Annotated in this window: 5 protein-coding genes and 1 pseudogene; all 6 read right to left on the bottom strand. The window is 63.4% G+C overall.

The window, feature by feature from the left end; translation table 11 throughout:
* Positions 1–330, bottom strand: a pseudogene (locus tag ACKUUH_RS10590) (glucose-6-phosphate isomerase); the annotation flags it as partial.
* A gap of 104 nt (positions 331–434) precedes the next feature.
* Positions 435–1,835 (bottom strand): M16 family metallopeptidase, encoded by a 1,401-nt coding sequence (locus tag ACKUUH_RS10585; RefSeq protein WP_407949883.1) that lies wholly within the window; start codon positions 1,833–1,835, stop codon positions 435–437.
* On the bottom strand, positions 1,835–3,199 hold the full coding sequence (locus ACKUUH_RS10580) for a M16 family metallopeptidase (RefSeq protein WP_407949882.1): 1,365 nt from the start codon (positions 3,197–3,199) through the stop codon (positions 1,835–1,837). The genes ACKUUH_RS10585 and ACKUUH_RS10580 overlap by 1 nt, the downstream gene beginning before the upstream one ends.
* Positions 3,200–3,310: 111 nt before the next feature.
* On the bottom strand, positions 3,311–3,916 hold the full coding sequence (locus ACKUUH_RS10575) for a DUF3035 domain-containing protein (RefSeq protein ID WP_407949881.1): 606 nt from the start codon (positions 3,914–3,916) through the stop codon (positions 3,311–3,313).
* Between the two features lie 53 nt (positions 3,917–3,969).
* A complete protein-coding gene (lspA, locus tag ACKUUH_RS10570; protein WP_407949880.1) occupies positions 3,970–4,521 on the bottom strand; it encodes a signal peptidase II in 552 nt (183 codons plus the stop codon).
* A gap of 20 nt (positions 4,522–4,541) precedes the next feature.
* Positions 4,542–7,502 carry an isoleucine--tRNA ligase gene (ileS, locus tag ACKUUH_RS10565; protein ID WP_407949879.1) on the bottom strand — a complete coding sequence of 987 codons (2,961 nt, stop codon included), beginning with the start codon at positions 7,500–7,502 and terminating at the stop codon, positions 4,542–4,544.
* Positions 7,503–7,664 lie beyond the last annotated feature (162 nt).

The following is a 7,664-nucleotide window of genomic DNA, read 5'->3' as shown; positions in this document are numbered from 1 at the left end:
CTGGATATTCGCCTGCGTGCCCCAGCCGGTCAGTTGCGCCAGCGCCTGCGCGCCCAGGGCCGACCCGCCAATGCCGAAAATGAAAATGTCCGTCGTGTCGTTGCGCAGCCCTTCGGCGACTTCCTCGATCCGCGCGAAGTCGTCGCGGCGCGCCGGCACGCGCAAGAGAGGCAGGTCGCCGCTCTCATGCGCCTTGCGCAGCCAGGAAAGCGCCTCCTCGGCGCGGGCGAGCGCCTTGCCGTAGCTTTCGCGCGAAAGTCCGCCATCGCCGATCGCCTCGGCAAAGCAATTGTCCAGGGACTGGCGGTAAGGCAGGTCGGTATCGGCCATCATACTCGTTCCAACATTCCGGAGGAGGCCGCGCGACCGGAATCGCGAGGCCCAAGGGGAGCGTAACAAGAACGGAAACACCCGGGAAGCCGAGGCGGTTCCCGTCAGTGATGGCCTTCCGTGGGCCCGCCCGGCGGAGGGGGCGCCATGTCGTCCGTCGCGGGCAGGCCTTCGGGCTCAGGCGAGAGGTTCGGCTTGCCCACAATCGTGACCAGAAGCTCGTCCGGCTTCAGCAGCCGCCTGGCGACGCGCGCCACGTCTTCGCGCGTCACAGCCTCGATCAGCGCGTTCCTGTTGTCCACATAATCGATGCCATAACCGGCGATCTGGATGCCGAGAAGCTGGTTCGCAATGGAGCGGTTCGAGGTGAAGCGGAGCGGATAGGAACCGGTCAGATAGGTCTTGGCATCGTCGAGCTGATCGGCCGTCACGCCCTCTTCCGCCATGCGCGCCATCTCCTTGCGGATGAGCGACAGCGTCTGGCCGACGCGCTCGTTCTTCGTGCCGACCTGGCCGAGCAGCATCGCGGCGCTGTCCATCGGATAGAGATAGGTGCCGATCGAATAGGCAAGGCCGCGCTTCTCGCGCACTTCCTCGGTGAGGCGCGACGAAAAGCTGCCGCCGCCGAGAACGTAGTTCATCACATAGGCGGGAATGAAATCGGGGTCCTCGCGCGCAACGCCTTCAACGCCGAACATCACGATGCTTTGCGGAAAGTCGCGCACCACGACCGTGACCTCGCCGTCCTTCTTCACCTCGACCTTGGGAATTTCCGGAACCTCTGCCTCCTGCGGCAAGGCGCCGAAGGTGCGGTCGAGAAGCGCGCGTAGTTCGGAAGGTGTGACCGGGCCCACAACCGCGATCTTCAGATTGTCCCTGGCGAGCGCCTTCTTCGTGTAGGCGACAAGATCGTCGCGTGCGATCGCCGCGATGCTTTCCGGCGTTCCGTCTCCGTCGCGGGCATAGGGATGATTGCCGAACGCAGCCTTGTACCAGCCGTTCGAGGCGATCCAGTCCGGCGACTGGCGATTGCGCGCGATGGAGGTTGCGATCTGCCCGCGGATACGTTCGACCGCATCCTCATCGAAGCGCGGCTCGGATATCGCCATCGCGAAGAGGTCGAATGCCTCGTCCCTGTGGTTCGCGAGCGTCGTCAGCGTGCCGTTGAAATAATCGCTGTCGGCGGAGAAAGACATGCGCGCGGCAATATCCTGCATGCGCATCTGGAATTCCGCCGAGCCGAGCTCGCCCGCGCCCTCGTCGAGCAGGCCCGACACCATATGCGCGAGACCGGCCTTGCCTTCGGGGTCGGTGGCCGAGCCGCCTTTCCAGGCGACCTCCATCACCACCACGGGCACCGAATCCTCCTGCACGAGCCAGGCTTCGATGCCGCCGGGGCTCACCACGCGCTCGATGTCCATCGCGCGCGCGGGCAGCACGGCGACGAAGCAGAAACAGAGAGCCGCAAGCGCAGCGCGAACAATATGCCGGTCGAGTCCCCCCATCAGGAACGCCCTCCCGGCAGCAATTCGCCCGTCACGGAATGCGTTCCAGCGAGAACCGATTTTGCCGCCTCTAGCACATCTTCCTTCGTCACCTCGCGCACGCGGTCGGGCCATTCATGGATTTCCTCCACGCTCATGCCCGTCATCAGGCCCTCGCCATAGGCGTAGGCCATGGTCCGCTGATTGTCGCGCGCATAGACGGCGCCGGCGACGATCACGGTCTTTGCCCGTTCGATCTCCTCATCGGTCACGCCCTCTTCGAGAAGCCGCGCAACTTCCCCCTCGACCGCGGTCTCGACCGCATCGAGATCGCCGCCCACCTGGGGCAGCGCATAGAAGCCGAACTTGCCTCCATCGAGGCGGCTCCCCTCGTACCAGCTGCTCACGGCCGTTGCGACGCCTTGCTCCACGACCAGCGCGCGATAGAGGCGGCTTGTGGTTCCGCCGCCGAGAACCTGTGCAAGAACATCGAGCGCCGCGCCCCTTTCGGCGCCGGCACCCGCATAGCCGGGGGCGGGATAGAACCTGATCCATGTCGCCTCCTCCACGCGCGGGTCGCGCCGCGTCACGCGCTTGTCCTCCGCCGGCGACACGATCTCCGTCCGCTTGCGCAGGAAAGTCGGCGCGCGCTCCGCGATACCGCCGTAATATTTCTCGGCGAGCGGCTTCAATTCCTCGGCCGTCACGTCTCCCGCGACGATCAGGGTCGCGTTGTTCGGCGTGTAGAAGCGATTGTAGAAGTCCAGTGCGTCTCCGGTGCCGAGCGCGGCGATTTCCGCCTTGTGGCCGATGATGTCGCGCCCGTAAGGGTGATCGCCATAGAGCGCGGCATTCATCTCGGATTGAAGCTCGGCGGCGGGTTCGTTCTCGATCCGCATGCGCAGCTCCTCAAGCACCACATCGCGCTCGGGAAGAACCTCTGCATCGGTGAGCTTGAGGTTGATCATGCGGTCCGCCTCCATCTCCATGACGAGAGGCAGGCGGTCCTTTGCAATGACCTGGAAATAGGCCGTGAAGTCGTAATGCGTGAAGGCGTTGTCCTGCCCGCCATTGCGCGCGACGATCCGCGAGAACTGGCCGGGCTCGATCTTGTCCGTTCCCTTGAACATCAGATGCTCGAGGAAATGCGCGATCCCGGTCTTGCCCGGCGTCTCGTCGGCGGCGCCGACCTCATACCAGACCATATGCGTGACGACCGGCGCGCGGTGATCGGGGATCACCAGAACGTCCATGCCGTTCGAAAGCCGGAAGGTGTCGGGCAGCGGTTCGGCGGTCAGGCTCCCGCCCCGCCCCAACACCAGGCCGAGGAGAACGAGAACAATGAGGGCGGCAAAAGGAAGGGCGGCAAGGGTGCGGGTGCGCAACAAGTCTCATCCCTCCGGGGGCGCCGGCTTGTCTCTCGTTCCAGCTTTCGGCGCGCGGGAAAACAAAGACGGAAGGACCATCGTCCTTCCGTCACTCAGATGTCCCTTTGCTCAGAAGATGCCGGAGAGCCAGCCTTCCTTCTTCGGTGTAACGGTCGGCGTCTCGCCCTCGGTCACGGGCTTGCCTTCCGCCTCGTTCTGCTGGATGCGCTCGTTCTCTTCCACCGGGTTCACGAGCCGTTCGTCGGGCGCTGGGCCATCCTTCTTCCAGAAGATGACGTCGTCGACGAAGGTCTTGTCGCGTTCGACCAGCGAGCGGGTCTCGGCATTGACGACCTGGCGGATGCGCGGATCGGCCTGTTCGGCGCCGGTCTCCTGAAGAAGGACCTGCTCGCCCTGGCTGCGGGCCGGGCCGACATTTTCGGCGGAGAGGGCTTCCTCGCCGATCAGGGCGCGCTGCGCACCGAGCGAGGGCTGAAGTTCCATTTCCTGCGGCCGCGGCGCGCCGGGCTGCGGCGGGCGCAGCGAATAGTCCGGCGGAATGACGAGGGGCGCCTTGGTCACGATGGCGAATTCGTCCGGAGCGGATTTGCCATAACCAAGCGTGTCGCTAAGGCTCTCGCCGCCACAAGCGGCCAGAGAAAGCGAGAGCGCGGCGAAAAGGCTCAACTTTGCGCTCCACCCGGCAACGCGGGAGATATTCGCTTCGATAGTCACGTCTTGGCTCTCCTTGGTCGTGGCTTTTGCCGGTTCTGCCGGTTTGGCGCCGCTCAGGCCGACTTGTCGCCCGACTTCCCGTCTGGGCTGTCCTTTTTGCCGGCGCCCACAAGGCCCGGCCAGACCGATTCGAGGATGATGAGCGCTACGCCCAGCGCGATCCACACATCGGCAATGTTGAAGATATACCAGTAAAATCCGAAGGCGTGAAAACTAAAAAAGTCGGCCACGGCGCCATAGAAAATGCGGTCGTAAACATTCCCAAGCGCGCCGCCGAGAATGAGGCCGATGGCGATAGCGGTCACCCTGTATTCGACCCGGGCCAGCCAGAGGCCGAGGCCGATGATGACCGCGATGGCAAAGCCCGCGAGGATCGCCACGCCGAGCGCCGTCTGCGCCTGAAAGAGGCCGTAGCTCACGCCCAGGTTCCAGGCCATGACGAGGTCGAAAAAGGACGTCACCTCGACGCGCCCGCGCGAGGCGATGTCATAGACCTCGATCATCCACCACTTGTTCAGGCGGTCGAGGCCGAAGCCGGCCAGCGCGACCAGCGAGCCGTAGAAGGACCAGGGGCCCCAGAAGGTTTCGCGGCTCATGCCGGCCATCTTTTCCCTCTTTCCCGCGCTCAGCGCTGCGCGTCGTATTCGCGAACCGCAGCCGCATCGCGCAGCGACAGGTCCGGATAGTCCGGATCGCTGCCGACTTCCGGCAGGATGCGCCAGGAGCGCGCGCATTTGCGCCCTTCGGCCAGCTTCGGCACCACGGCAACGCCGGGCACGTCGTCGAGCCTCCAGGCATCCGCCGGGCCTTCGCCTTCGACAAGCGTCGCCTGACTGGTGATCGCGATTTCGGCGAGGTCGACGCCCTTCATCGCTTCCACGAGATCGGGACGCGAGACGAAGACTTCCGGCGCCGCTTCGAGGCTCGCGCCGATCCGCTTCTCGCGGCGCTCGACTTCGAGGGCGCCCGTCACGACACGGCGGAGTTCGCGCACCTTCTTCCACTTCTCGGACAGAGCTTCATTGCGCCACTCCGCCGGGATTTCCGGGAAGGTGCGCAGGTGAACCGAATCCGTGTCGGACGGGAAGCGCGAGAGCCAGACCTCTTCCACCGTGAAACAGAGCACAGGCGCGAGCCAGGCCGTCAGATGGGAGAACAGGTGATCGAGCACCGTGCGGCAGGCGCGGCGGCGGATCGCCGACGGCGCATCGCAATAAAGCGCGTCCTTGCGGATGTCGAAATAGAAGGCCGAGAGCTCGACATTCATGAAGTTCGACAATGTGTGCGCCACGCGCTTGAAGTCGTAATCCATGTAAGCCTTGCGCACGAGCTCATCGAGTTCGGCAAGGCGATGCAGGATCACGCGTTCGAGTTCCGGCATGTCGGCGACGGCGACACGTTCCGCATCGTCGAAGCCCGAGAGATTGCCGAGCAGATAACGGAAGGTGTTGCGGAGCTTGCGGTAGGCCTCGACATTCGACTTGATGATGTCGTTGCCGATGCTGTGGTCTTCCCAGTAATCCGTGTTCGCGACCCAGAGGCGCAGGATGTCCGCACCGTTCTGCTTCACGATCGCCTCGGGTTCGATCGCGTTGCCGAGCGACTTCGACATCTTGAGGCCCTTGTCGGTCAGCGTCATGCCATGCGTCAGCACTTGCTTGTAGGGCGCGCGGCCGCGCGTGCCGCAGCTTTCGAGCAGCGACGACTGGAACCAGCCGCGATGCTGGTCGGAGCCTTCGAGATAAAGATCGGCGGGCGATGGAATGCCGCGTGCCTCCAGAACGAAAGCATGGGTGGACCCTGAATCGAACCAGACGTCCAGAATGTCCGTCACGCGCTCGTAATCGGCTTCGTTATACTCGTTGCCGAGGAAGTCGCTCGCCGGGCGCTCGAACCAGGCATCCGCGCCCTCCTTCGCCACCGCGTCAACGATGCGTGCATTGACTTTCGGATCGCGCAGCAATTCGCCGGTCTTCGCATTGACGAAGAGCGTGAGCGGCACGCCCCAGGCACGCTGGCGCGACAGCACCCAGTCGGGCCGGGTCTCGACCATCGCGTAAATGCGGTTGCGGTTGCGCGCGGGCACCCAGCGTACTTTTTCGATTTCTTCCAAAGCCACCTGACGGAAGGGCTTGCCGCCCGCCGCTTCCACTTTCGCATCCATCGCCACGAACCATTGCGGCGTGTTGCGGAAGATGAGCGGCGCCTTGGAGCGCCATGAATGCGGATAGGAATGCGTCACCTTGCCATTGGCGAGCAGCTTGCCCGCCTTCTGCAATTCCTCGATGACAGCCGAATTGGCGTTGCCTTCCTTGCCCTGCCGCGTGAGGACGAACTTCCCCGCGAAGAGCGGCACATGATCGTAATAGACGCCCTCCTCGTTCACGGTTTCGGGGATGCCCTTCGAACCGAAATTCTCGACCCAGATGATGTAGTCGTCCTGGCCATGGCCGGGCGCGGTATGCACGAAGCCGGTACCGGCTTCCTCCGTCACATGATCGCCAGCGAGGAGCGGCACATCGAAGTCGTAGCCCTGGCCTCGGAAGGGATGCGCGCAGAACGCAACCGATAGGTCATTCGCCTTAACATCTTGAACGAGGGTCCATGCCTCGATGCCGACATCCTTCTTCACCTGTTCGGCGAGAGATTTCGCGAGCACGAGCTTCTCGCCCGTCGCCGTCACCTCATAAAGGCCGTAGGCGATTTTCGGCGAATAGGAAATGGCGCGGTTGGCCGGAATCGTCCAAGGCGTTGTCGTCCAGATGACGACAGAAGCGCCTTCAAGACCTGTTTCCCTAAGAAGTTCTTCGCTTTCTTTCCACTCGGAGAAACTTTCACCCGAAGCGCGAAACACCCCGTCTTTCAGTTCTGGTTGCATCCCGATAACCGGAAACTTCACCCAGATCGTGTGTGACACATGATCGTGATATTCGACCTCCGCTTCGGCGAGCGCGGTCTTTTCGACCACCGACCACATGACGGGCTTGGAACCCCGATAGAGCGAGCCGTTCATCAGGAATTTCTGGAATTCCTCGACGATCTTCGCTTCGGCGTCGAAGGACATGGTGAGGTAGGGATTGTCCCACTCGCCGGAAACGCCGAGGCGCTTGAACTCCTCGCGCTGCACATCGACCCAGTGTTGGGCGAATTCGCGGCATTCGCGCCGGAATTCCAGCGGCGGCACCTCGTCCTTGTTCAGCCCCTTCTTGCGGTACTTCTCCTCGATCTTCCATTCGATCGGCAGCCCGTGGCAGTCCCAGCCGGGCACGTAAGCCGCATCCTTGCCCATCATCTGCTGCGAGCGGACGACGATGTCCTTCAGGATCTTGTTCAGCGCATGGCCGATATGGATGTTGCCGTTCGCGTAAGGGGGCCCGTCATGCAGGACGAAGGTCTCTCGGCCCTTCGCCTCTTCGCGCAGGCGCTTGTAGAGATCGAGCTTCTGCCAGCGCGCCAGCCATTCGGGCTCGCGGACGGGGAGCCCCGCCTTCATCGGAAAATCGGTCGTGGGGAGGAAAAGCGTGTCGCGATAGTCGCGGCCTGCATCTTCCGAGGTCGTGTCTTTGGACGTCGTATCGGTGGACATGGAGGGTCCTGGAAATCGGGGTTGCGCGATGAAACGGAGAAAACCCGGCTCCTGCCCCGGACCGTCGGGTCCTCAGCGGCAGGCCGGGCCTGTAATTCGCGCGATTATGGCGGGGCGGGCCCCGCGCTGTCCCAGCATCGTCATGGGGCGAGTTTCTAGCAG

This window comes from Parvibaculum sp., from assembly GCF_045863935.1.
In the GTDB taxonomy this organism is placed as follows: Bacteria; Pseudomonadota; Alphaproteobacteria; order Parvibaculales; family Parvibaculaceae; genus Parvibaculum.
Note: the sequence above shows the minus strand (reverse complement) of the source record. Positions and strands in the feature narration are given on the sequence as shown.

Coding starts and splice junctions, on each gene's coding strand:
- ACKUUH_RS10585 (WP_407949883.1), bottom strand. CDS start 1,835: ATGGGGGGACTCGACCGGCATATTGTTCGCGCTGCGCTTGCGGCTCTC.
- lspA (WP_407949880.1), bottom strand. CDS start 4,521: ATGGCCGGCATGAGCCGCGAAACCTTCTGGGGCCCCTGGTCCTTCTAC.
- ileS (WP_407949879.1), bottom strand. CDS start 7,502: ATGTCCACCGATACGACGTCCAAAGACACGACCTCGGAAGATGCAGGC.